Raw genomic sequence first — 24,632 nt, 5'->3', positions numbered from 1 at the left:
GCCGCCATCGGGCGCGACCCCTGTAGGAGCGGGTTCACCCGCGAATGCGTCAGCACTGACAACACTGTTGCCTGACCGGATGCATTCGCGGGTGGACCCGCTCCTACATGGGGCCAGTCTCGCCCTCTGGTCGGCGCAAGAATCCAGCTGTTTGTGGGGAGTCTCCCATGTTGAACACCCTTCTACCCATCCTGCTGTTCGCTGCCCTTGGCCTGGCAGTGCTCGGTGCCTTGCGCCGGGTGCGCATGTGGCGCCGTGGCCGGCCGTCCAAGGTCAACCTGATCGGCGGCCTGCTGGCCATGCCGCGCCGCTACCTGGTGGACCTGCACCACGTGGTTGAGCGCGACAAATACATGTCCAAGACCCACGTGGCCACTGCGGGCGGCTTTGTGCTGTCCGCTGCCCTGGCGATTCTGGTGCATGGTTTTGGCCTGCAGAGCAAGATCCTCGGCTATGCACTGCTGGTAGCCACGGTGATCATGTTCACCGGCGCCATCTTTGTCTTCAAACGCCGCCTCAACCCGCCTTCTCGCCTGTCCAAGGGCCCGTGGATGCGCCTGCCGAAGAGTTTGCTGGCGTTCGCCGTGAGCTTCTTCATTGCCACCCTGCCGGTCGCCGGTATCCTGCCGGCCAACACCGGTGGCTGGGTGATGGTCGCCATTCTGGGCCTGGGCGTGCTGTGGGGTGTATCGGAGCTGTTCTTTGGCATGACCTGGGGCGGCCCGATGAAGCACGCCTTCGCCGGTGCCTTGCACCTGGCCTGGCACCGCCGTGCCGATCGCTTCGGCGGCGGCCGCTCCACCGGCCTAAAGCCGCTGGATCTGGAAGACCCGAACGCCCCCCTGGGTGTGGAAAAACCGGTGGACTTCACCTGGAACCAGCTGCTGGGCTTCGATGCCTGCGTGCAGTGCGGTAAATGTGAAGCCATGTGCCCGGCCTTTGCCGCTGGCCAGCCGCTGAACCCGAAAAAACTCATTCAGGACATGGTCATCGGCCTTGCCGGTGGCACGGACGCGCAATTTGCCGGTAGCCCGTACCCTGGCAAACCGATCGGCGAACACGGCGGCAATCCGCATCAGCCGATCGTCAATGGCCTGGTCGACGCCGAAACGCTGTGGTCCTGCACCACCTGCCGTGCCTGCGTTGAGGAGTGCCCGATGATGATCGAGCACGTCGATGCCATCGTCGACATGCGCCGCCACCTCACCCTGGAAAAGGGCGCCACCCCGAACAAGGGCGCCGAGGTGCTGGACAACCTGATCGCTACCGACAACCCTGGCGGCTTCGCCCCCGGCGGGCGCATGAACTGGGCTGCCGACCTTAACCTGCAACTGCTGTCTGAAGTCAAAGCGACCGAAGTGTTGTTCTGGGTTGGCGATGGTGCCTTCGACATGCGTAACCAGCGCACTTTGCGTTCGTTTGTCAAAGTGTTGAAAGCCTCGGGCGTGGACTTCGCCGTACTCGGCCTGGAAGAGCGCGACAGCGGCGACGTGGCGCGCCGTCTGGGCGATGAGGCTACCTTCCAGCAACTGGCCAAGCGCAACATCCAGACCCTGGCCAAGTACAAGTTCCAGCGCATCGTCACCTGCGATCCGCACAGCTTCCATGTGCTGAAGAACGAATACGGCGCCTTGGGCGGTGACTACCAGGTGCAGCACCACAGTACCTACATCGCCGAACTGATCGCGGCCAAGAAGCTCAATCTCGGCCAGCACAAGGGTGGTAGCGTCACCTACCACGATCCGTGCTACCTGGGCCGCTACAACGGCGAGTACGAAGCCCCGCGCGAAGTGCTCAAGGCGCTGGGTATCGAAGTGCGCGAGATGCAGCGCTCGGGCTTCCGTTCCCGTTGCTGCGGTGGTGGTGGCGGTGCGCCGATCACTGACATCCCTGGCAAGCAGCGTATTCCCGATATGCGCATGGACGACATCCGTGAAACCGAGGCCGAGCTGGTAGCTGTGGGTTGCCCGCAGTGCACTGCCATGCTTGAAGGCGTGGTCGAACCGCGCCCGCAGATCAAGGACTTGGCTGAACTGGTAGCCGACGTGCTGATCGAGGAGGACGGCTCCACTGTCCCAAAGCCGCAAACGGCTAAACGTGAACCTGCGGAGGTGCACTGATGAGCGACATTATCCGCCGCGATCCACGCGCCGAGTGGATCGCCCGTAACCGTCTGCACCCGCTGCATGCCGCGATGCAGACGCAGCAGACCAGCTGGATGGGGCCTAACGGCATCATCCGCAAGAACCCACATGCGATTGCCGCGGGCTTTGTCGGCCCGGCCGGCATCAAGCGTATCGACCGCAGCGGCGCCCAGCAGGGCACCGGTGCGGGCGGGCGACGCACGGCGGCGGTCGAGGTCAAGTTGCCACTGCACCAGGTGCCGGAGCCGGCGTTCTACATTGCCGTCGTGCCGGACATGGTTGGTGGCCGCCTGAGCAGCCACGACCGCGACCTGCTCGGCCTGGCCCACAGCCTGGCCGGCAGCGACGGGGCGGTGCTGGCAGTGGTGTTCAACGAGCACAAGGAAAGCAACTTTTCCACAGCCGGTGTCGATCGCCTGCTGGTTATCGAAGGCGAGGCCTTTGAAGGTTATGCACCGGAGCAACTGGTGCAAGGCCTGCGGACTGTGGATAACCAGTTCACGCCGCGCCACTGGTTGCTGCCCGACAGCCGCACCGGTGGCGGTGAACTGGGTCGGCGCCTGGGCGCAGCGCTGGGCGAGCGCCCGGCAACGCGGGTATGGCAGGTCAAGGACGGCCAGTGCATCGGCCGCGCCGGTGCCGGCCAGCAAGACCTGCAACGCGCCGTGCCGCGCCTGATCCTGGCGGCAGCCGAGTGCGCCGAGCCGGTCAGCGAGACTCGTCACGAAGCGCTGCCGGTGGAGTTGTCCACAAGTGTGGTGCGCAGCCTGCCGCGCATCGAAGACCTTGGCTCGGTGGCCGTCGACCCGGCCACCATTGCCATGGCCGAAGCCGAGTTCATCGTCTCGGGCGGCAACGGTGTCAAGGACTGGGACCTGTACCACAAGGCCACCGCAGCCCTCGGCGCTACCGAAGGTGCCTCGCGGGTGGCAGTGGACGATGGCTTCATGCCGCGCAACCGCCAGGTGGGGGCTACCGGCACCTGGGTTACCGCGCGTGTCTACGTGGCTGTGGGTATCTCGGGCGCGATCCAGCACCTGCAGGGTATCGGTGCCTGCGACAAGGTGGTGGCGATCAACATGGATCCGGGCTGCGACATGATCAAACGGGCTGACCTGTCGGTGATTGGCGACAGCTCGGCGATTCTCAAGGCGTTGATCGAGGCTGTGGAAAACTTCCGCAGCGGCGGCCAGCGCGACGCGGCATAAGGGCACGAGCATGAGTACGAAAGTGATCAGCCTGGTTTCCATTGGTGCCCACCCCAGCTCCGGCCGCGCCCGCCGCGCCGAGCAGGATGCCCGCGCCGTGGAGTTGGGTCTGCAGCTGGCTGGGGATAACTTGCAGGTGGTGCATGCGGGCGATCCACAGGAAGAGGCCTTGCGCGCTTACCTGGGCATGGGCCTGGACCACCTCGACGTGCTGGAGCAACCGGCCGGTGCCGATGTGCTGGGCGTGCTGGGCGATTATCTGCGCGACGCCGGGGCCCAGCTGGTGTTGACCGGCAGCCAGGCCGAGACTGGCGAGGGTTCGGGCATGTTGCCGTTCCTGCTGGCCGAAAAGCTCGGCTGGCCACTGATTGTCGGGTTGGCCGAAGTGGAATCGATCGACAACGGCACCGCCCAGGTCCTGCAGGCGTTGCCCCGTGGTCAGCGGCGTCGGCTGAAGGTGCGCCTGCCGTTGCTGGCGACTGTGGATAACGCTGCGCCCAAACCGCGCCAGAGCGCTTTTGGGCCTGCGCGCCGGGGGGTATTGGCGGCGCGTAATGTGGCCATCGTCGAAGATGAACTGTTGGCCGAAGCCGAGCTGCAACCGGCCCGTCCGCGGCCCAAGCGCTTGAAGGTGATCAAGGCCAAGAGTGGCGCCGACCGCATGAAGGCGGCAACCGCCAAGGCCAGCGGCGGTGGTGGCAAGGTGCTGAAGGACGTTTCGCCGCAGGAAGGCGCTGAGGCCATCCTCAAGCTGCTGGTGGAAGAGGGCGTCCTGCGCTGAGGCAGGAGGGCTAGAGGTCTCTTTTTGGGAGCGCCCCGGCAAGGGCGCTCCCCTCATTCAATACTCAGCATCGAGCGAGCGCTGTTGCTCACCAAATCTGTTCGTCAAGGTGTGGATAAAGTGTTGGTGCATTTCCACAGGCCTTGTGCGGCGGGTTCTTCAGGGTTTTGATCAAAAACCGTTCAGGGACTGTGCCAGTCGTCGTAAGCGCGCAAGCCAGCATCTTCCTGATTTTGCCCACAATCGCTGTTAGCCGGTCTGTGGATAATCTGTTCGGTTACGGCTGCAGGCTGCGTCGTTCAAGGTTTTGATAGATTTGTTCAAAAAATGATCATTTCGTCTGAATCCTGCTTGTTCCTTGAAAAACAGGGTATTGAATCGCTTATCCACAACCCTATTGCACACATTTCATCGTTTGCTCACAAAGTCTGTTGGTCTCTCTGTGGACAAGGTGTATGAACTCCGCTGCAGCCCAGTGAGAATGAGGGCTCCGCCAATATGATCAAATAATGATCAGCGTTCTGCCTGACATTTTTGCTAGTACTCAAAATTTCAATCAGCCATTACCGTATTCACAACTCCCTGTTTTGTGGATCACTCATGGCGACATTCTTGTTGAGCGCCGATCGGCAACTATCAGTTCTGCATGGGTTAGCCTTCAGCCCGCGGGTTTATTCGCCTTACGGCATCATGAACGCAGCGCCTGTACCAGGGCTTGCATTCTGTGGGCAGTATCAGGACCCCTTGACTGGCAATTACCCATTGGGAAATGGCCATCGCTTCTATAGCCCAAACCTGATGCGATTCATTACGCACGACAGGCTAAGCCCATTTTCCAGGGGGGGGATCAACAGTTACGTCTATTGCGGCGCTGATCCCGTGAATCGCCATGACCCGAGCGGAGCGGCCTGGAGCATCTTGCTCAGGTCCGTCAGTGTGGTGTCCAGTGCTGCCACTTTGGTCGGTTCTGTGGTGCGTACCGTCAAGAATGTAGTGGGGCGCCGGATTGCTTTCAAGGCCAGGATTACTAACTCAGGAAGGGAAACCCCGGTTGTTCATAATGAGTTACCCCACTTATCTAGGGTATCCAACCAGCAGTTCTTCATAACGGGGAGCGCAGGTCTTGCTGGGCAAGTGATCGCTGCGACCTCTGGTGTGACGCCAGCCTTGCAAACGGCTACGGATGTATTGGGCCTGGTGAACTCAGTGACTAACCTTAGCGGTGGATTGACTGGCAACCTTGCAGCAGCCCGTGAGGTAGGCAGGTACCTTTGGAGATATCCGCGTGAAATCCCTGGCGTGGCACTGGAGACGTTAATGGACGTCACAATGATGGACGAGATGGCCGCTAACGTGGGTAGAGGGTTGACAGCAGTTGCGAACAGGATAAGTTCCTGGAGAACGCCTTCCTATGAGGTTCAGGTCTAGCACTGGCCCTCAGTGGCTGTAGGTGGCTTGATGCGCTCCGACCTGAAATCAGTCGGAGCGCTGTAAGCCTAGTTGCGTATTTACTGCGCCTGCACTTCCTTCAGATACGGCGCCGGCTCTGCTCCCAGGTTGTTCAGCATCCGCCCGCTGTACCAGTCAATGAAGTTCACCACACCAAACTCGTAAGTCTTCGAATACGGGCCAGGCTGGTACGCGGTGGAGTTGATTCCACGCTGGTTCTCTTCGGCCAGACGACGGTCCTGGTCGTTGGTGGCGTCCCACACCTTGCGCATGTTCTCGGGGTTGTAGTCCACGCCTTCCACGGCATCCTTGTGCACCAGCCACTTGGTGGTGACCATGGTTTCCTGGGCGCTGATCGGCCACACGGTGAACACGATCATGTGGTCGCCCATGCAGTGGTTCCACGAGTGCGGCAGGTGCAGGATGCGCATCGAGCCAAGGTCCGGGTTCTTGATGCGACCCATCAGCTTCTGGCAGGCCTGCTTGCCGTCCATGGTCATCGACACGGTGCCCTTGAGCAGCGGCATGCGCACGATACGGTTACGCAGGCCGTGGCTCTTGTGCAGGTAAGGGATCTTCTCGGCTTCCCAGGCTGCAGCGGAGGCGGCCACGTGGTCCTTGAATTCCTGGCTGGCGCGCGGGTCGTTGGTGTCGTCCCACTCCAGCAGGGTTTGCAGCAGTTCCGGGTGCGAACCGTTGCAGTGGTAGCACTCGCGGTTGTTTTCCAGCACCAGCTTCCAGTTGGCCTTTTCCATCAAGGTGGTTTGCACCGCCACCTTGGTGTTCTCCATGTCGTACGGTTCCATGTAATGGTCCAGGGTGGCCAGGAACTCGTCGATGGCAGGCGGGTTTTCCGCCAGGCTGATGAAGATGTAGCCCCCGGCAACCTTCACGTTCACCGGCTTGAGGCCATACTGGTTCATATCGAAGTCAGCACCCATCTCGGTGCCGGCGAACAGCAGGCGGCCGTCCAGCTCGTAAGTCCACTGGTGATATGGGCACACCAGTTTGGCCACCTTGCCTTTCTCGCTGACGCACAGGCGCGAACCGCGGTGGCGGCAGACGTTGTGGAACGCATGTACCTTGCCTTCGGCACCGCGCACCACAATGATCGGGTTCTTGCCGATCTGCAGGGTGATGTAGTTGCCCTTGGCCGGGATCTCGCAGGTCATGCCGGCGATCAACCATTCTTTATGGAAGATTTCCTGCATGTCGATCTGGAACAGACGCTCGTCGGTGTAGAAAGGCTGGGGTAGCGAGTAGGTGCGCTCGCGGGTCTGCAACATCTCGGCGGTGGCCTTGCGTGCAGGTTCAAGTGGATCGCCCAGGCTCAGGGTTGCGGTGACGTCCATCGTGTATTCCTCGGGGCCGTATGCGGCCGGCAAAAGGTGGCTAATCGTTGTTGTGGTGCCGCAAGGCTGTTTCAGACAAAACAGCGAGTTCTTTTGCCGTGGAGTGTGCGTCCGAAGACGCCGCGAACCGTATCCATGGGCGACATGGCCGATTTGAATAACGACGCGCCAGCCCTTGTGCCACGGGGCTGGTCGCGATAAGCACGTCGATGTCGCAGGCAGGAATGTACGTCGTCTTCAGCTTGCGCATTATCGCAGCCATGAAAAGGGCCATAGTCGGCCGCTGGAGAAGAACATGTCCGATACCTTCCTCAATCCGGTCACTACCCAGACCTGGGCCAACGGCCGCCACATTGTGCGCTGCGTCAAGGTCATCCAGGAGACCTGGGACGTGCGCACCTTCTGCTTCATGGCCGACCAGCCGATCATGTTCTTCTTCAAGCCGGGGCAGTTCGTCACCCTGGAGCTGGAGATCGAAGGCAAGCCCGTGATGCGGTCCTACACCATCTCCAGTTCGCCGTCGGTGCCCTACAGCTTCTCGATCACCGTCAAGCGCGTGCCGGGCGGCCTGGTCTCCAACTTCCTGCACGACACCATGCACGAAGGCCTCGAACTGCCGGTGCACGGCCCTGTGGGCCTGTTCAATGCCATCGACTTCCCGTCGGGCAAGGTGCTGTACCTGTCGGGCGGTGTGGGCATTACTCCGGTGATGTCCATGGCGCGCTGGTTCTACGACACCAACGCCAATGTCGACATGGTGTTCGTGCACAGCGCCCGTTCGCCGAAGGACATCATCTACCACCGCGAGCTGGAGCAGATGGCTTCGCGCATCCCCAACTTCAGCCTGCACATCATTTGCGAAAAGCATGGCCTGGGCGAGCCGTGGGCGGGGTACCGCGGTTACCTGAACCAGCGGCTGATGGAGCTGATCGCGCCGGACTACATGGAGCGCGTGGTGTTCTGCTGCGGCCCGACGCCGTACATGACAGCGGTCAAGCGCCTGCTCGAAGCGGTCGGTTTCGACATGGCGAATTACCATGAGGAATCGTTCGGCGCGACGCCGGCGGAAGCCAAGGCCGATGCCGTGGAGCACGCCGAGCAGGCGGCCGATGCACCGGAGCTGGATGCGTCCGACCTCAATCTGGTGGAGTTCATCGGCAGCGAGAAGAGCATCCGCATCGCCCCGGGCGAGACCGTGCACGCGGCGGCAGCCAAGGTTGGCCTGATGATCCCGAAAGCCTGCGGCATGGGCATCTGCGGCACCTGCAAGGTGCTCAAGCTGGGTGGTGAAGTGGAGATGGAGCACAACGGCGGGATTACCGAAGAGGACGAAGCCGAGGGCTACATCCTGTCGTGCTGCAGCGTGCCGAAAGGGGATGTGCGGATCGATTACTGATTCGAGATATCGGGGCTGCTTGCGCAGCCCTGTTCTATTGCAGGACTGGCACTTTTGCCAGTTTCAGAGTGCCTGGTGGCCGAGTAAGGTTGCCTGAAACCACTCTGGATGATTGTATGAACCAAAGCAATTCGCTTGCCGTGAGTATGTGCCGCTCAGCGCCATACGATCCCTACGGCGCGCAATTTGGCAATCATGCTTCTCTACTCGCATTCAATGGAGAGCTGCGCGACGCCCCCACTGGCAATTATCTGCTTGGCAATGGCAGAAGAGCATATAGCCCAACCTTGAGGCGATTTTTGTCTGCAGACCAACTAAGCCCGTTTTCCAAAGGTGGCATCAACGCTTATGCCTACTGCCTGGGAGACCCGCTCAACAGGCATGATCCAAGTGGAACGTCCAGCCTCTGGGTGCTGGCTAAACGAGTTGTATGGTTTGGATCGCGAATCAAAGCATTTTTTTCTGGCCGCGATCGGTTGAAGACGTTGGGCGAGGGCGCTACATGGTTGGCCGGCATCGGCGGCGCCATGGCCTCTTACGGAGTACCCGGTGCCAAAGAGTTGGCTGCTGTTGGCAGCGTCGTGAGGTTCAGCGTTAAAGTCGTTTCGGTCGGTAAGGCTCTGAAGAAGCATGTTGATCATTTGATCCCTGCCTCAGGACCTTATGTGATGGATCTGGCTGGTGCCGAATTTTCGCCGTTTGTTGGCCCATTTGCCGGTAATCCTCAAATTGACTCGCAAGCCAGTAAGTCGGTCGGACCGGTGGGGCTGCAAAGCGGCTTCAGTTCCTCAGCAATGCCCCCCCGCCCCATGCCCGTACCTCGGGCGAAGTTTGTGAGGCAGCTATCTTTTTCCTGACCGGCGGTTGACTCAAGTCGGAACAAGGTGCCGGTTATCCTGTCAATCTGCGGGTTCGACACCTTATGAATCCGATATTTAATGGCGATAGGGCGCACTTTTCTTTATCGTGTGTGCCCCTCGCAACAACCTGAGATAGACCCATGCTGGAAGCTTCCCTGAATCAAATCGAGCAACTGGTCAGCGACCTGATGCAGAAAAACGCTCAACTCATCGAGCAGAACACCGCCCTTGGCCAGGAACTGGCCCAGGCCAAGGAAGAGAACGAAACCCTGCAACTGTCGCTGATGGAGCAGGAAGAGAAGAACGGCGCTACCGCAGCACGCATTCAGGCCCTGGTCGAGCGTGCCAGCGCGGGCGTTGTTGGCGCATGAGACTGCAGGAGCAGCCGATCAATGTCGTGTCGATTCTCGGCATCGACTATTCGATCAAGGCGCCCGAAGGCCAGGAAGAAACCCTGGCCCAGGCGGTACGGATGCTCAACAAAGCCCTTAACGAGACCAAGCGTCAGTACCCGACCTTGATCGGTGACAAACTGCTGGTGCTGGCTGCCCTTAACCTGTGCTCCAAACAGGTTGAACTGCAGAAAGAGCATCAGCAGACCCTTGCGCGTACTCAAGCGCAAATCGACGCCACGGTGGATGCCATCGTGCGGACCATTGCAGAGCAATAAGACCGCACACTTTCCCCTCTAGGAGCGGGTTTACCCGCGAATGCGTCAGTGGCTTCAACATCGCGTTCGCGGGTAAATCCGCTCCTGCGGGGTGCATCTGATTGCTTCAGATCACTGGATTAACTGGATACGCAAGTGTATACACTTTCCGCAGAACAATAATCTGCGGGGAGTAGGGGCATGCGTATCTGGCGTAAGAGCATCCAGTTGCAATTGATCACCAGCATGGGCGCTGCCTTGCTGGCGAGCATCCTGGTGGTGGTCATTATCTTCACCGTGGCGCTCAACCGTCTCACCGACCGCTACCTGGTCGACACAGCCCTGCCCGCCAGCGTCGAGGCCATCCGCAACGACATCGAGCGCATGCTGGGGCAACCGTTGGTCGCTGCCGCGGACATTGCCGGTAACACTCTGCTGCGCGACTGGCTTGCTGCCGGTGAAGATCCCGCGCAGGCACCCCAATTCATCGAATACCTGGCCGCCGCCAAACAGCGCAACCACGCTTTTACTGCGCTGTTCGCCTCGACCGAAACCGGCCACTACTACAGCGAGAAGGGTCTGGACCGTACCCTCAGCCGCAGCAACCCCAAGGACAATTGGTTTTACGGTTACATCGACAGCGGCGCCGAGCGGTTCATCAACATCGACATCGATGGTGCCACCGGCGAGCTGGCACTGTTCATCGATTATCGTGTGGAAAAGGAAGGCAAGCTGGTGGGTGTGGCCGGCATGGGCCTGCGCATGACCGAGTTGTCGAAGCTGATCCACGATTTCAGCTTTGGCGAGCACGGCAAAGTGTTTCTGGTGCGCAACGATGGTTTGATCCAGGTGCATCCCGATGGTGCCTTCAGTGGCAAGCGCCAGCTTGCCGAGCAGCTAGGCGCGGACGCAGCCAAAGGTGTCATGACCGGAGGCGCGAGCCTGCGTAGCAGCCGCTTCAGCCGTGACGGTGAGCGCTACCTGGCGCTGGGCTTGCCCTTGCGCGACCTCAACTGGACCCTTGTGGCCGAAGTGCCAGAGTCGGAAATTTACGCGCAAATGCATCAGGCCGTCTGGCTGACCAGCCTGATCGGTGGCGCCGTAGCGTTGGTGTCACTGCTGTTGGTGGTACTGCTGGCGCGAGGCCTGGTGCGGCCGATCCGCCGCGTTACCGCTGCATTGGTTCAGATTGGCGGTGGAGCGGGGGATCTCAGCCACCGTCTGGACGATTCGCGCCAGGATGAGCTGGGTGACCTGGCCCGTGGTTTCAACCGCTTTCTGGACAGCCAGCGCAGCCTGATCGGCGAGGTGTTGAGTACCTCCGAGCGGCTGCGGCGGGCCGTGGAGCAGGTAACCCAGGTGGTGGACAACACTGCCGAGCGCTCCGGGCGCCAGCAAGAGATGACCGAAATGGTCGCCACTGCTGTACACGAGATGGGCCTGACCGTGCAGGACATCGCCCGTAATGCCGGCGATGCGGCCCAGGCGTCGCAGTCGGCACGAGACGAGGCGTTGCAGGCGCGCGAGGTGGTGCAACGATCCATTCGTGGCATCGAGGGCATGTCGGGTGACATCGGCAAGGCGGCCGATGCGGTCAGCCAACTGGCTGACGAAGTCGCCTCGGTCGATGAAGTGCTCGCGGTAATCCGCAGCATTTCCGAACAGACCAACCTGCTCGCGCTGAACGCTGCCATCGAGGCCGCGCGGGCAGGGGAGATGGGGCGCGGGTTCGCAGTTGTGGCCGATGAAGTACGTACGCTGGCCCGGCGCACACAGCTGTCCACCGATGAAGTGCAGCAGATGATCCAGCGCCTGAAGCAGGGGGCAGGTTCGGCGGTGAGTTCAATGCAGGCAGGGCAGCAGGCTACCGGCAGCGGCGTGGAATCGAGCCAGCGCACCGGGGCATCGCTGAGCGCGATTACCGACCAGGTAGAGCACATCAGTGACATGAACCACCAGGTGGCCACGGCTACCGAGGAGCAGTCGGCGGTGACCGAAGAAATCAACCGTACTGTGCAGGGGATCTCCGATTTGGCGCGTGAAACGGCGGCGGAGGTGCAAGGGTGCCGCGAGGAGTGCCAGGCGTTGCGTGGGTTGGCTGATGACCTGGCGCGGCAGATGGGTGGGTTCAGGCTTTAGATCGCGGGGGCCGCAAGGCGGCCCCGGCTCTCGCTCAGCCACCAATGATCGCGCGAATATCCGCCGCCAGCTCACGCACTCGCGCTTCTTCAGTATCCCACGAGCACATGAAGCGCGCGCCACCGCTGCCGATAAAGGTATAGAAGCGCCAGCCCTTGCCCCGCAGCGCCTCGATGGCGTGCTCCGGCATCTGCAGGAACACCCCGTTCGCCTCCACCGGGAACATCAGCTCTACCCCCGGCAGGTCACTGACCAACGATGCCAGCAGTTGCGCGCAATGATTGGCGTGGTTGCCATGGCGTAACCAGGCGCCATCTTCCAGCAGCCCGACCCATGGCGCCGACAAGAAGCGCATTTTCGACGCCAGTTGCCCGGCTTGCTTGCAGCGATAATCGAAGTCTTCGGCCAACTGGCGGTTGAAGAACAGAATCGCCTCGCCCACCGCCATGCCGTTCTTGGTGCCGCCAAAGCACAGCACATCCACACCGGCCTTCCAGGTCAGTTCGGCCGGGCTGCAGCCCAGGAAAGCACAGGCGTTGGTAAAGCGTGCGCCGTCCATGTGCAGGTTCAGGCCCAGCTCCTTGCAGGTGGCGCTGATCGCCTTCAGCTCGTCGGGGCGGTACACCGTGCCCACTTCCGTGGCCTGGGTAATGGTCACCACGCGCGGCTTGGGGTAATGGATATCCTGGCGTTTGAGCGCCACTTCACGAATAGACTGTGGCGTTAGCTTGCCGTTGACGCTGGCCGCTGTCAGCAGCTTGGAGCCGTTGGAGAAAAACTCCGGCGCACCGCATTCGTCGGTTTCGACGTGGGCGGTTTCGGAGCAGATCACGCTGTGATAGCTCTGGCACAGCGACGCCAGGGCCAGGGAATTGGCGGCGGTGCCGTTGAAGGCGAAGAACACTTCGCAGTCGGTTTCGAACAGTTTGCGGAAGTACTCCGATGCGCGCTCGGTCCACTGGTCGTCACCGTAGGCGCGGTCGTGGCCGCGGTTGGCTTTTTCCATCGCCGCCCAGGCTTCGGGGCAAATACCGGAATAGTTGTCGCTGGCGAATTGTTGGCTCTTGTCTGTCATGGCACGGTCCTGTGAACGACGCAGAACAGCACTCTAAACCATCGATTCAGCACTTGCCTATACAACCCGTGCATCGGCTGATTTCTGTGTTGTCCGGGCTGGCCCTTTCGCGGGTGAACCCGCTCCCACAGGGCGCCGCAAGCCTTCAGAGCGCGACCGTACCTGTGGGAGCGGGTTCACCCGCGAAAGGGCCAGCACAAACAGCACAACAGCGAATGTCGTAAACGCGCCATTGCAAGGCGTGCGCAGGCATCTGACCCGACCCCGCCAGTCATAACATCGCCACAAAGGGCCACAGTGCCCCACGACAAAAAATGATCGCTGCCGGGAGATACACAATGTTCAGCAAGCAAGACCAGATCCAGGGTTACGACGATGCACTGCTGGCGGCGATGAATGCCGAAGAACAGCGCCAGGAAGATCACATCGAGCTGATCGCCTCGGAGAACTACACCAGCAAGCGCGTCATGCAGGCCCAAGGCAGCGGCCTGACCAACAAGTACGCCGAAGGCTACCCGGGCAAGCGTTACTACGGTGGCTGCGAGCACGTAGACAAGGTAGAAGCCCTGGCTATCGAGCGCGCCAAGCAGCTGTTCGGTGCCGACTACGCAAACGTCCAGCCGCACTCCGGCTCGTCGGCCAACGGCGCGGTCTACCTGGCCCTGCTGCAAGCCGGTGACACCATCCTGGGCATGAGCCTGGCCCACGGTGGTCACCTGACCCACGGCGCCAAAGTGTCCTCCTCGGGCAAACTGTACAACGCTGTCCAGTACGGCATCGACACCAACACCGGCCTGATCGACTATGATGAAGTCGAGCGCCTGGCGGTCGAGCACAAGCCGAAAATGATCGTTGCCGGTTTCTCGGCCTACTCCAAGACCCTCGACTTCCCACGCTTCCGCGCCATCGCCGACAAAGTGGGCGCACTGCTGTTCGTCGACATGGCCCACGTTGCCGGCCTGGTCGCCGCTGGCCTGTACCCGAACCCGATCCCGTTCGCCGACGTGGTCACCACCACTACCCACAAGACCCTGCGCGGTCCACGTGGCGGCCTGATCCTGGCCAAGTCGAACGAAGAGATCGAGAAAAAGCTGAACGCCGCTGTATTCCCGGGCGCCCAGGGTGGCCCGCTGATGCACGTGATCGCTGCCAAGGCGGTGTGCTTCAAGGAAGCGCTGGAGCCTGAATTCAAGGCCTACCAGCAGCAAGTGATCGAAAACGCCCAGGCCATGGCCAAGGTGTTCATCGACCGTGGCTACGATGTGGTTTCCGGTGGTACCGACAACCACCTGTTCCTGGTCAGCCTGATCCGTCAGGGCCTGACTGGCAAAGACGCCGACGCCGCCCTGGGTCGTGCGCATATCACCGTCAACAAGAACGCCGTGCCGAACGACCCGCAGTCGCCGTTCGTCACTTCGGGTCTGCGTATCGGCACCCCGGCCGTCACCACCCGCGGCTTCAAGGTCGCTCAGTGTGTGGCATTGGCTGGCTGGATTTGCGACATCCTCGACAACCTCGGTGACGCAGACGTCGAAGCCGATGTGGCGAAGAACGTCGCGGCCCTGTGCGCAGATTTCCCTGTCTACCGCTGAGTGGAGTCACACACCATGCAACGTTACTCGGGCTTCGGCCTTTTCAAGCACTCCCTCAGCCACCACGAAAACTGGCAGCGGATGTGGCGCACGCCAACCCCTAAAAAGGTTTACGACGTGGTTATTGTCGGTGGTGGCGGCCATGGCCTGGCCACGGCCTACTACCTGGCCAAAGAGCACGGCATCACCAACGTTGCCGTGATCGAGAAGGGCTACCTGGGCGGCGGCAACACCGCCCGTAACACCACCATCGTGCGTTCCAACTACCTGTGGGACGAGTCGGCGCACCTGTACGAGCACGCCATGAAGCTGTGGGAGGGCCTGTCCCAGGACCTCAACTACAACGTGATGTTCTCCCAGCGCGGTGTTTACAACCTGTGTCACACCCTGCAGGACATGCGTGACTCCGAGCGTCGGGTCAGCGCCAACCGCCTCAACGGCGTGGATGGCGAGCTGCTGAATACTGCCCAGGTTGCGGCCGAAATCCCGTACCTGGACTGCTCCAAGAACACCCGCTACCCGATCCTCGGCGCCACCGTACAGCGCCGTGGCGGCGTTGCCCGTCACGATGCCGTGGCCTGGGGCTTCGCCCGCGCTGCCGACGCCTTGGGTGTCGACCTGATCCAGCAAACCGAAGTGATCGGCTTCCGCAAGGAAAACGGCGCGGTCATCGGTGTGGAAACCAACAAAGGCTTCATCGGCGCCAAGCGCGTCGGCGTGGTCACCGCCGGTAACTCCGGGCACATGGCCAAGCTGGCCGGCTTCCGCCTGCCGCTGGAATCGCACCCGCTGCAAGCGCTGGTATCCGAGCCGATCAAGCCGATCATCGACAGCGTAATCATGTCCAACGCCGTACACGGCTACATCAGCCAGTCCGACAAAGGCGACCTGGTGATCGGTGCCGGTATTGACGGCTGGGTCGGCTACGGCCAACGCGGTTCGTACCCGGTGATCGAGCACACCCTGCAGGCCATCGTCGAGATGTTCCCCAACCTTTCGCGTGTTCGCATGAACCGCCAGTGGGGCGGCATCGTAGACACCTCGCCGGACGCTTGCCCGATCATCACCAAAACCCCGGTCAAGAACATGTTCTTCAACTGCGGTTGGGGTACTGGCGGCTTCAAGGCGACCCCCGGTTCGGGCAACGTCTTCGCCGCGAGCCTGGCCAAGGGCGAAATGCACCCACTGGCCGCGCCGTTCTCCATGGACCGTTTCTATAACGGCGCACTGATCGACGAACACGGCGCTGCCGCCGTCGCCCACTAACCGGAGACACCGTCATGTTGCATATTTTCTGTCCCCACTGCGGCGAGCTGCGCTCCGAAGAAGAGTTCCACGCCTCTGGCCAGGCGCACATCGCCCGCCCGCTGGACCCTAACGCCTGCTCCGACGAGGAGTGGGGTACCTACATGTTCTACCGTGACAACCCACGCGGTATTCACCATGAACTGTGGGACCACGTTGCCGGCTGCCGCCAGTACTTCAACGTCACCCGTGACACCGTGACCTACGAAATTCTGGAAACCTACAAGATTGGCGAGAAGCCGCAAGTGACCGCCAACGGCAAAGCCACCGGCGCAGCGTCGACCGTCAAAGGCCAAGGGGAAAAAGTATGAGCCAGACCTATCGCCTCGCCAGCGGCGGCCGTATCGACCGCAGCAAGGTCCTGAACTTCACCTTCAACGGCAAGACCTACCAGGGTTATGCCGGTGACAGCCTGGCCGCCGCGTTGCTGGCCAACGGCGTCGACATCGTCGGCCGTAGCTTCAAGTACTCGCGCCCGCGCGGCATCATCGCCGCCGGTACCGAAGAGCCGAACGCCATCCTGCAGATCGGCTCCAGCGAAGCTACCCAGATCCCCAACGTGCGTGCCACCCAGCAGGCGCTGTACGCAGGTCTTGTCGCCACCAGCACCAACGGCTGGCCGAACGTCAACAACGACGTCATGGGCATCCTCGGCAAGGTTGGCGGCAGCATGATGCCGCCGGGCTTCTACTACAAAACCTTCATGTACCCCAAATCGTTCTGGATGACTTACGAGAAGTACATCCGTAAAGCCGCCGGCCTGGGCCGTGCACCGCTGCAGAACGATCCTGACAGCTACGACTACATGAACCGGCACTGCGACGTGCTGATCGTCGGCGCCGGCCCTGCTGGCCTGGCTGCGGCATTGGCCGCTGCGCGCAGCGGTGCCCGCGTGATCCTGGCTGACGAGCAGGAAGAGTTCGGCGGCAGCCTGCTCGACACCCGCGAAACCCTCGACGGCAAGCCTGCCGCCGACTGGGTCAACGCAGTGGTCAAAGAGCTGGAAAGCCTGCCGGAAGTGACCCTGCTGCCACGTGCCACGGTCAATGGTTACCACGATCATAACTTCCTGACCATTCACGAGCGCCTCACCGACCACCTCGGCGATCGCGCCCCGATCGGCCAGGTTCGCCACCGCGTGCACCGCGTTCGCGCCAAGCGTGTGGTACTGGCTGCCGGCGCCCACGAGCGCCCGCTGGTGTACGGCAACAACGACGTGCCGGGCAACATGCTGGCCGGTGCTGTTTCCACCTATGTTCGCCGCTATGGCGTGGCCCCGGGTCGCAAGCTGGTACTGTCGACCAACAACGACCACGCCTATCGCGCCGCGCTGGACTGGCACGACGCAGGCCTGCAAGTGGTCGCCATTGCCGACGCCCGCCATAACCCACGTGGTTCGCTGGTTGAAGAAGCGCGTGCCAAAGGCATTCGCATCCTCACCTCCAGCGCCGTGGTCGAGGCCAAAGGCAGCAAGCACGTCACTGGTGCCCGTGTGGCGGCGATCGATGTGCAGGCGCACAAAGTCACCAGCCCAGGCGAAGTCCTCGAGTGCGACCTGATCGCGTCCTCGGGCGGTTACAGCCCGATCGTGCACCTGGCTTCGCACCTGGGCGGTCGCCCGGTATGGCGTGACGATATCCTTGGCTTCGTGCCGGGCGATGCGCCGCAGAAGCGTGAGTGCGTCGGTGGTATCAACGGCGTGTATGCCTTGGGCGATGTGATTGCCGATGGCTTCGAAGGCGGCGTCCGCGCAGCCACCGAGGCCGGTTTCAAGGCCACTGTCGGCACCCTGCCAAAAACCGTGGCGCGCAAGGAAGAGGCCACTGTGGCACTGTTCCTGGTGCCGCACGACAAAGGCACCAAGGGGCCGAAGCAGTTCGTCGACCAGCAGAACGACGTGACCGCAGCCGGTATCGAACTGGCCACCCGTGAAGGCTTCGAGTCGGTCGAGCACGTCAAGCGCTACACCGCGCTGGGCTTCGGTACCGACCAGGGCAAACTGGGCAACATCAACGGCCTGGCCATCGCCGCCCGTTCGATCGGCATCACCATCCCGGAAATGGGTACCACCATGTTCCGCCCCAACTACACGCCGGTCACTTTCGGCGCGGTAGCGGGCCGTCACTGTGGTCACCTGTTCGAGCCCGTGCGCTTCACTGCCCTGCATGCCTGGCACGTGAAGAACGGCGCCGAGTTCGAAGACGTCGGCCAGTGGAAGCGCCCGTGGTACTTCCCGAAAGCCGGTGAAGACATCCATGCTGCCGTGACTCGCGAATGCAAGGCCGTGCGCGACAGCGTGGGCCTGCTGGACGCCTCGACCCTGGGCAAGATCGACATCCAGGGCCCGGACGCGCGCGAGTTCCTCAACCGCATCTACACCAACGCCTGGACCAAGCTCGACGTGGGCAAGGCCCGCTACGGCCTGATGTGCAAGGAAGACGGCATGGTCTTCGACGACGGCGTAACCGCCTGCGTCGGCGACAACCACTTCATCATGACCACCACCACCGGCGGCGCTGCCCGCGTGCTGCAGTGGATGGAGCTGTATCACCAGACCGAATGGCCAGAGCTGAAGGTGTATTTCACTTCGGTCACTGACCACTGGGCCACCATGACCCTGTCCGGCCCTAACAGCCGCAAGCTGCTGAGCGAGCTGACCGACATCGACATGGACAAGGAAGCCTTCCCGTTCATGACCTGGAAGGAAGGCAACGTCGGTGGCGTGCCGGCCCGTGTGTTCCGTATCTCGTTCACCGGCGAGCTGTCGTACGAAGTGAACGTGCAGGCCAACTACGCGATGGGCGTGCTGGAACAGATCATCGAGGCCGGCAAGAAGTACAACCTGACCCCGTACGGCACTGAGACCATGCACGTACTGCGTGCAGAGAAGGGCTTCATCATCGTTGGCCAGGACACCGATGGTTCGATGAACCCGGACGACCTGAACATGAGCTGGTGCGTTGGCCGCAACAAGCCGTTCTCGTGGATCGGCCTGCGTGGCATGAACCGCGAAGACTGCGTACGTGAGAACCGCAAGCAGCTGGTGGGCCTGAAGCCGGTCGACCCGACCAAGTGGCTGCCGGAAGGCGCCCAACTGGTGTTCGACCCGAAACAGCCAATCCCGATGGACATGGTCGGCCACGTCACCTCCAGCTACGCGTCCAACTCCCTGGGCTACTCGTTCGCCATGGGTGTGGTCAAAGGCGGCCTCAAGCGCATGGGCGAGCGTGTCTACTCGCCGCAGGCGGATGGCAGCGTGATCGAGGCGGAAATCGTGTCTTCGGTGTTCTTCGATCCGAAGGGTGAGCGGCAGAACGTCTAAGGCCCCCGGTCCAACCGGTGTCAGGCGTGGAATGAGGTCTCTGTGGGAGCGGGCGTACCCGCGAAGAGGGCGGTGAATTCAACATCGCATTCGCGGGCATGCCCGCTCCCACAGGATGGCCGTCTCCCGCAGGCATCGTGGTCGAATCCAGAATTCAAGGCAGGTAAGAAATGAGCGCTATCAACGTCTTCCAGCAAAACCCCGGCGCCGAGGCCAAAGCCCAGTCGCCACTGCACCATGCCGACCTGGCCAGCCTGGTAGGCAAAGGCCGCAAGAACGCAGGCGTGACCCTGCGTGAACGCAAGTTCCTCGGCCACCTCACCCTGCGCGGTGATGGCCACAACCCGGAATTCGCCGCCGGCGTGCACAAGGCCCTTGGCCTGGAGCTGCCAGTGGCGCTGACCGTGGTCGCCAACAAGGATATGTCGCTGCAATGGGTCGGCCCCGACGAGTGGTTGCTGATCGTACCCGGCGGTCAGGAGCTGGCAGTCGAGCAAAAGCTGCGCGCGGCCCTTGAAGGCCAGCACATTCAGGTCGTCAATGTCAGTGGCGGGCAAAGCCTGCTGGAACTGCGTGGCCCGAACGTGCGCGACGTGCTGATGAAGTCCACCAGCTATGATGTTCACCCGAACAACTTCCCGGTGGGCAAGGCTGTGGGCACCGTGTTCGCCAAGTCGCAACTGGTGATCCGCCGCACTGCAGAAGACACCTGGGAGCTGGTGATTCGCCGCAGCTTTGCCGACTACTGGTGGCTGTGGCTGCAGGACGCTTCTGCCGAATACGGCTTGAGCATCGAAGCTTAAGGAGACCAGAACATGAGTCGGGCACCGGATACCTGGATTCTCACCGCCGACTGCCCGAGCATGCTCGGTACCGTCGACGTGGTGACGCGTTACCTCTTCGAGCAGCGCTGCTACGTGACGGAGCACCACTCCTTCGATGACCGGCAGTCGGGGCGCTTCTTCATTCGCGTCGAGTTCCGTCAGCCGGACGATTTTGACGAGGCGGGCTTCCGGGCCGGCCTCGCCGAGCGCAGCGAAGCGTTCGGCATGGCCTTCGAGCTGACCGCGCCCAACCACCGCCCCAAGGTGGTGATCATGGTGTCCAAGGCTGACCATTGCCTGAATGACCTGCTGTATCGCCAGCGCATTGGCCAATTGGGTATGGATGTGGTGGCCGTGGTGTCGAACCATCCGGACCTCGAACCCTTGGCGCATTGGCACAAGATTCCTTATTACCACTTCGCACTCGACCCCAAGGACAAGCCCGGGCAAGAGCGCAAGGTGCTGCAGGTGATCGAGGAGACCGGTGCTGAGCTGGTTATTCTTGCCCGCTACATGCAGGTACTGTCGCCCGAGCTTTGCCGCCGTCTGGATGGTTGGGCGATCAATATTCACCACTCGCTGTTGCCGGGCTTCAAAGGCGCCAAGCCTTATCACCAGGCCTACAACAAGGGTGTGAAAATGGTCGGTGCCACGGCGCACTACATCAACAACGACCTGGATGAAGGGCCGATCATTGCCCAGGGTGTCGAGGTGGTGGATCACAGTCACTATCCCGAAGACCTGATTGCCAAAGGGCGGGATATCGAATGCCTGACATTGGCGCGAGCGGTGGGTTATCACATCGAGCGACGGGTGTTCCTCAACGCCAACCGGACTGTGGTTCTCTAACACCTGTTCTGGCCTCTTCGCGGGCAAGCCCGCTCCCACAGGTACTGCGCCGCCTTCGGGCCCAGCACAGTCCTTGTGGGAGCGGGCTTGTCCACGAAGAGGCCAGTGCAGTTATGCGCCTCGGTATCTCCCTCATATCCTCCGACGACAGCCCTGCCGCGAAAAGGCATCTCCCTGTCGCTTCCAGTCAGTGCGTCCGGCCCCATCCGGCCCACAATTCCCTGCATTCCAGTAGTACATGCCGCCCACGGATGGCGGCGCTTCAACCAACGCTGCATAAATAATAATCAAGCGAGGTACAAGCAATGTCTGGCAATCGTGGAGTGGTATATCTCGGCGCCGGCAAGGTCGAAGTGCAACACATCGACTACCCGAAAATGCAGGACCCGCGCGGCAAGAAAATCGAACACGGCGTCATCCTGAAGGTGGTCTCCACCAACATCTGCGGTTCTGACCAGCACATGGTCCGTGGCCGCACCACTGCCCAGGTCGGCCTGGTCCTGGGCCACGAAATCACCGGTGAAATCGTCGAGAAGGGCCGCGATGTCGAGCGCATGCAGATCGGCGACCTGGTATCGGTCCCGTTCAACGTCGCCTGCGGTCGCTGCCGCTCCTGCAAAGAGATGCACACCGGTGTCTGCCTCACCGTCAACCCGGCGCGCGCCGGCGGTGCTTACGGCTACGTCGACATGGGCGACTGGACCGGTGGCCAGGCCGAATACGTGCTGGTGCCATACGCCGACTTCAACCTGCTGAAGCTGCCTGAGCGCGACAAGGCCATGGAAAAGATCCGTGACCTGACTTGCCTGTCCGACATCCTGCCCACCGGCTACCACGGTGCCGTGACTGCTGGCGTAGGCCCAGGCAGCACTGTCTACGTTGCCGGTGCTGGCCCGGTCGGCCTGGCCGCCGCTGCCTCGGCGCGCTTGCTGGGCGCGGCCTGCGTAATCGTCGGTGACCTTAACCCGGCCCGCCTGGCCCACGCCAAGTCGCAGGGCTTCGAAGTGGTCGACCTGTCCAAGGACACCCCGCTGCACGAGCAGATCGTCGACATCCTCGGCGAGCCGGAAGTGGACTGCGCTGTCGACGCCGTAGGCTTCGAGGCCCGTGGCCACGGCCATGAAGGTGCCAAGCACGAGGCCCCGGCCACCGTGCTGAACTCGCTGATGCAAGTGACCCGCGTGGCCGGCAACATCGGTATCCCGGGCCTGTACGTGACCGAGGACCCGGGCGCGGTCGATGCCGCTGCCAAGATCGGGGCACTGAGCATCCGCTTCGGCCTGGGCTGGGCGAAATCGCACAGCTTCCACACCGGCCAGACCCCGACCATGAAGTACAACCGCCAGCTGATGCAGGCGATCATGTGGGACCGCATCAACATTGCTGAAGTGGTGGGTGTGCAGGTGATCAACCTGGATCAGGCGCCGGAAGGGTATGGCGAGTTTGATGCGGGTGTGCCTAAGAAGTTTGTGATCGACCCGCACAAGATGTGGGGCGCGGCGTAAAAAGCAGTTGCCTGACAAGAGCCCCTCAATTTGAGGGGCTTTTTCAAGGCTGAATAACTGATCTCAAAGCCCACGAAGCTCCAACCTAGAGCCGAGCAAGTTCCGTTGTTCCGGTGGGTGAGGTTACGTGCGATGGGTGAAAGAGGTGCGCTGCTATCCATTCTGTATAGTCGCAGGGGCTACCTTACTGCAGAAAATGGTTTGTAGTAATGCACATAGCTAAGTTAGTTTCTAGGGTTGCCGCGAATATCCCCGTTTTCATCAAAAATGCTGTCGGTGCTGCTATGGCTAGACAAAGTTGGCCTGCGCCGGCCAGGGCGGACTACGATTGCATGCCTACGTCCGGTACCCAAGTCTGTGGGCGCTTCATTCAATCTCAAAAAATTGTCTTGCAAGGTTTCAGTTTGGTTGATTGCGTGCAGGATAACATCATTTCGTCGCGTCGATACTGAACTCGGTAGTGTGCCTTCGAATTGCATATCTCTAGTTTGTAGTACATTATCAATCGAGATTTTGCTGTTGGCTATTTTGTTAGATTCTATGCTGACGGCGGTGTGTATTTTTTTTGATGCGTGCGCGAGGCTTACAACATCTTTGCTGGGTAGGGTGGGTTGAATCTTTGAAATGATGTTTGGGTTAGTTAATATACTTTCCCAACCGTTTTCTCTAGCCTTGCGCCATGCCTTGTTTATGGATCTTGGTAGCATGGCAAATTTCGTTGAGGCGTGTCCCGAGGTATCGGTTCTATTAATGGGGTCGTCTAGACAATAACAGTAGCTATTAATGCCGCCAGTTCCAAATGGGCTATGTGAGTCGGGAGAAGAGAAACGCATAAAAATGGGAGAGAATGCACGATATCCGTTACCCAAAAGATAGGCCCGTAAGACGGGGTCGATTAACTGGCCGTCGAAACCGACCATCGAATGGTCGGAAGGTATCTTGAGGCAGTGTCCATAGCTCATATATGCGTATACGCTTTGGTCGGATAAGCTCAAAGCTCCCATCACGGTTCCGCTCTTATCCGTCTCTAGCAGGTTAGCGGCCTTGTCACTATGCTCCGCAAGTGACAGGCCGGCAGCACGAAAGATGCTACGGATATCGAGAGCTGATTTTAGGGTGTGTAGCTGTCGATTTTGGTAAAAATATTCTCTCATTTATACATTATCCATTCTGGGGTATTTTGCTTATAAGTTTCAGGTCAATGTATAGTTCGGGCGATCGCTTTGGATAGTGTGGCTCGATGAGTGCGACCAAAATCTTCCACAGCCTCACCCGCTCCATTTTGATGGGTAGCAACTGCTTGCGGTATGCTACGGCCTACTTCGAATGGGGGCGACGGCATTGCTCGACAGGTCTGGGGAAGAATGAGGAGCGTGCCGTCGGAAAGGTGGTAGATTATACTCTCGGGTGAGCCTATCGATCTCTGCTTGTCTGTGATTGAAGTTATTAATCGCGCGATCAAGTACATCTTGGGGAACTTTGGTTAGGTCAGTGTTTTTGGCTTTTTCAATGTCAGATAAATGCTCATTGTATAGCCACCATCTGTCACTGCTGGCTTGCTTTTGTTCGTATGCACGAATGAACGGATTGTTGTTGGAGTTTTCGTCCTGTATGTTTTTGCTTTTAGTTGGCGTTCCTCGAGGGGGTTGTGGGGGGCGTTTAGATTTTGGTGTGCGGCCAAAAAATCGATTCTTAATGCCTTTGTATAGGCTATTAAGTGGCTTGATGATAATGAGGATAGGAATTCGCCCTGAAGGATCAATTTTCCCTATGGGGTCGCCGTTACAGTACATGTATGTGTTGATACCACCCTCTGAGAATGGGCTTAACTCGTCTGGTGAAAGGAATCGCATAAGCTTTGGGCTGTACAAGCGATGTCCATTGCCTAGCGGATAGGTGGTGGTCACAGCGTCAAAGAACTCGCCGTTGAAGCCGATCGATGGTCGCCCCGATATTAACGTCGCAGACTGGCCGTAGGGGGAATAAGTAAATGCTCTAATTCTTCTCATTGAGTTGGCCTCGTCGATCTGAAATCTCGCGTTCCCTGAGTGGGCTAGGGTGGTAAGGGCGATGAACGTTTATTATGGGCATGTTACAGGAAACGTTTAACTGGCGTGGGACATCAGTGGCGACGTCTCGCCTACGACTGCTTAGTTCTAGTAACGTATTCATTCGAAAAGAG

Annotated in this window: 20 protein-coding genes; 16 read left to right on the top strand and 4 right to left on the bottom strand. The window is 60.5% G+C overall.

Annotated elements, in window-relative coordinates:
- Window positions 1–167 precede the first annotated feature (167 nt).
- The 4 genes from dgcB to ACF8EA_RS06550 all read left to right on the top strand — a co-directional run bounded on the left by dgcB (window position 168) and on the right by ACF8EA_RS06550 (window position 5,561).
- Window positions 168–2,120, top strand: coding sequence for a dimethylglycine demethylation protein DgcB (dgcB, locus tag ACF8EA_RS06565; protein ID WP_021782649.1), 1,953 nt, complete (start codon window positions 168–170; stop codon window positions 2,118–2,120).
- A complete protein-coding gene (locus ACF8EA_RS06560) occupies window positions 2,120–3,352 on the top strand; it encodes an electron transfer flavoprotein subunit alpha/FixB family protein (RefSeq protein WP_021782650.1) in 1,233 nt (410 codons plus the stop codon). The genes dgcB and ACF8EA_RS06560 overlap by 1 nt, the downstream gene beginning before the upstream one ends.
- A 10-nt stretch (window positions 3,353–3,362) precedes the next feature.
- Entirely contained in the window at window positions 3,363–4,133 is a 771-nt protein-coding gene (locus ACF8EA_RS06555; protein ID WP_003255694.1) for an electron transfer flavoprotein subunit beta, read from the top strand.
- Window positions 4,134–4,733: 600 nt separating this feature from the next.
- Window positions 4,734–5,561 (top strand): RHS repeat-associated core domain-containing protein, encoded by an 828-nt coding sequence (locus tag ACF8EA_RS06550; RefSeq protein ID WP_392521327.1) that lies wholly within the window; start codon window positions 4,734–4,736, stop codon window positions 5,559–5,561.
- A gap of 80 nt (window positions 5,562–5,641) precedes the next feature.
- On the opposite strand, the gene gbcA is transcribed toward ACF8EA_RS06550, so the two are convergent.
- A complete protein-coding gene (gbcA, locus tag ACF8EA_RS06545) occupies window positions 5,642–6,934 on the bottom strand; it encodes a glycine-betaine demethylase subunit GbcA (protein ID WP_392521326.1) in 1,293 nt (430 codons plus the stop codon).
- A gap of 295 nt (window positions 6,935–7,229) precedes the next feature.
- Here gbcA and gbcB point away from each other — a divergent pair, with 295 nt between their 5' ends.
- The 5 genes from gbcB (at window position 7,230) to mcpH (ending at window position 11,978) form a co-directional block, all read left to right on the top strand.
- A complete protein-coding gene (gene gbcB, locus ACF8EA_RS06540) occupies window positions 7,230–8,330 on the top strand; it encodes a glycine-betaine demethylase subunit GbcB (RefSeq protein ID WP_021782652.1) in 1,101 nt (366 codons plus the stop codon).
- Between the two features lie 116 nt (window positions 8,331–8,446).
- A complete protein-coding gene (locus ACF8EA_RS06535) occupies window positions 8,447–9,187 on the top strand; it encodes an RHS repeat-associated core domain-containing protein (RefSeq protein WP_080671094.1) in 741 nt (246 codons plus the stop codon).
- 143 nt (window positions 9,188–9,330) lie between these two features.
- Window positions 9,331–9,561 carry a hypothetical protein gene (locus tag ACF8EA_RS06530; protein ID WP_003255686.1) on the top strand — a complete coding sequence of 77 codons (231 nt, stop codon included), beginning with the start codon at window positions 9,331–9,333 and terminating at the stop codon, window positions 9,559–9,561.
- Entirely contained in the window at window positions 9,558–9,860 is a 303-nt protein-coding gene (locus tag ACF8EA_RS06525; RefSeq protein WP_003255684.1) for a cell division protein ZapA, read from the top strand. Before ACF8EA_RS06530 ends, ACF8EA_RS06525 begins: the two co-directional genes overlap by 4 nt.
- A gap of 180 nt (window positions 9,861–10,040) precedes the next feature.
- Window positions 10,041–11,978, top strand: a complete 1,938-nt coding sequence (mcpH, locus tag ACF8EA_RS06520; protein ID WP_392521325.1) for a methyl-accepting chemotaxis protein McpH — start codon at window positions 10,041–10,043, stop codon at window positions 11,976–11,978.
- A gap of 34 nt (window positions 11,979–12,012) precedes the next feature.
- On the opposite strand, the gene ACF8EA_RS06515 is transcribed toward mcpH, so the two are convergent.
- On the bottom strand, window positions 12,013–13,053 hold the full coding sequence (locus ACF8EA_RS06515; protein ID WP_014860938.1) for a low specificity L-threonine aldolase: 1,041 nt from the start codon (window positions 13,051–13,053) through the stop codon (window positions 12,013–12,015).
- Between the two features lie 338 nt (window positions 13,054–13,391).
- Between ACF8EA_RS06515 and ACF8EA_RS06510 the strand changes: the two genes are divergently transcribed.
- From ACF8EA_RS06510 to fdhA, 7 genes are all read left to right on the top strand, one after another.
- Window positions 13,392–14,645: a serine hydroxymethyltransferase gene (locus ACF8EA_RS06510; protein WP_021782655.1), complete on the top strand. Its 1,254-nt coding sequence runs from the start codon at window positions 13,392–13,394 to the stop codon at window positions 14,643–14,645.
- Window positions 14,646–14,660: 15 nt separating this feature from the next.
- A complete protein-coding gene (locus tag ACF8EA_RS06505; RefSeq protein WP_003255680.1) occupies window positions 14,661–15,911 on the top strand; it encodes a sarcosine oxidase subunit beta family protein in 1,251 nt (416 codons plus the stop codon).
- Between the two features lie 14 nt (window positions 15,912–15,925).
- On the top strand, window positions 15,926–16,261 hold the full coding sequence (locus ACF8EA_RS06500) for a sarcosine oxidase subunit delta (RefSeq protein ID WP_103443359.1): 336 nt from the start codon (window positions 15,926–15,928) through the stop codon (window positions 16,259–16,261).
- The gene (locus tag ACF8EA_RS06495) at window positions 16,258–19,272 is read left to right on the top strand and encodes a sarcosine oxidase subunit alpha (protein ID WP_021782656.1); all 3,015 of its coding nucleotides are present in this window, start codon (window positions 16,258–16,260) and stop codon (window positions 19,270–19,272) included. Before ACF8EA_RS06500 ends, ACF8EA_RS06495 begins: the two co-directional genes overlap by 4 nt.
- A 170-nt stretch (window positions 19,273–19,442) precedes the next feature.
- On the top strand, window positions 19,443–20,075 hold the full coding sequence (locus ACF8EA_RS06490) for a sarcosine oxidase subunit gamma (RefSeq protein ID WP_014589391.1): 633 nt from the start codon (window positions 19,443–19,445) through the stop codon (window positions 20,073–20,075).
- 12 nt (window positions 20,076–20,087) lie between these two features.
- Complete coding sequence (gene purU / locus ACF8EA_RS06485; protein WP_003255675.1) at window positions 20,088–20,945, top strand: formyltetrahydrofolate deformylase; 858 nt, start codon at window positions 20,088–20,090, stop codon at window positions 20,943–20,945.
- 305 nt (window positions 20,946–21,250) lie between these two features.
- Window positions 21,251–22,450 carry a formaldehyde dehydrogenase, glutathione-independent gene (fdhA, locus tag ACF8EA_RS06480; RefSeq protein ID WP_011953256.1) on the top strand — a complete coding sequence of 400 codons (1,200 nt, stop codon included), beginning with the start codon at window positions 21,251–21,253 and terminating at the stop codon, window positions 22,448–22,450.
- 224 nt (window positions 22,451–22,674) lie between these two features.
- Here the strand turns inward: fdhA and ACF8EA_RS06475 are convergent, their stop codons facing one another.
- Both ACF8EA_RS06475 and ACF8EA_RS06470 read right to left on the bottom strand, forming a co-directional pair.
- Window positions 22,675–23,604, bottom strand: a complete 930-nt coding sequence (locus ACF8EA_RS06475) for an RHS repeat-associated core domain-containing protein (protein WP_080671095.1) — start codon at window positions 23,602–23,604, stop codon at window positions 22,675–22,677.
- Window positions 23,605–23,760: 156 nt separating this feature from the next.
- Window positions 23,761–24,459, bottom strand: coding sequence for an RHS repeat-associated core domain-containing protein (locus ACF8EA_RS06470; protein WP_080671096.1), 699 nt, complete (start codon window positions 24,457–24,459; stop codon window positions 23,761–23,763).
- Window positions 24,460–24,632 lie beyond the last annotated feature (173 nt).

The organism is Pseudomonas sp. YQ_5, from assembly GCF_043103305.1.
Classification (GTDB): domain Bacteria; phylum Pseudomonadota; class Gammaproteobacteria; order Pseudomonadales; family Pseudomonadaceae; genus Aquipseudomonas; species Aquipseudomonas putida_Y.
The sequence above is the reverse complement of the archived record's forward strand: the minus strand, read 5'-3'. Positions and strand labels throughout refer to the sequence as shown.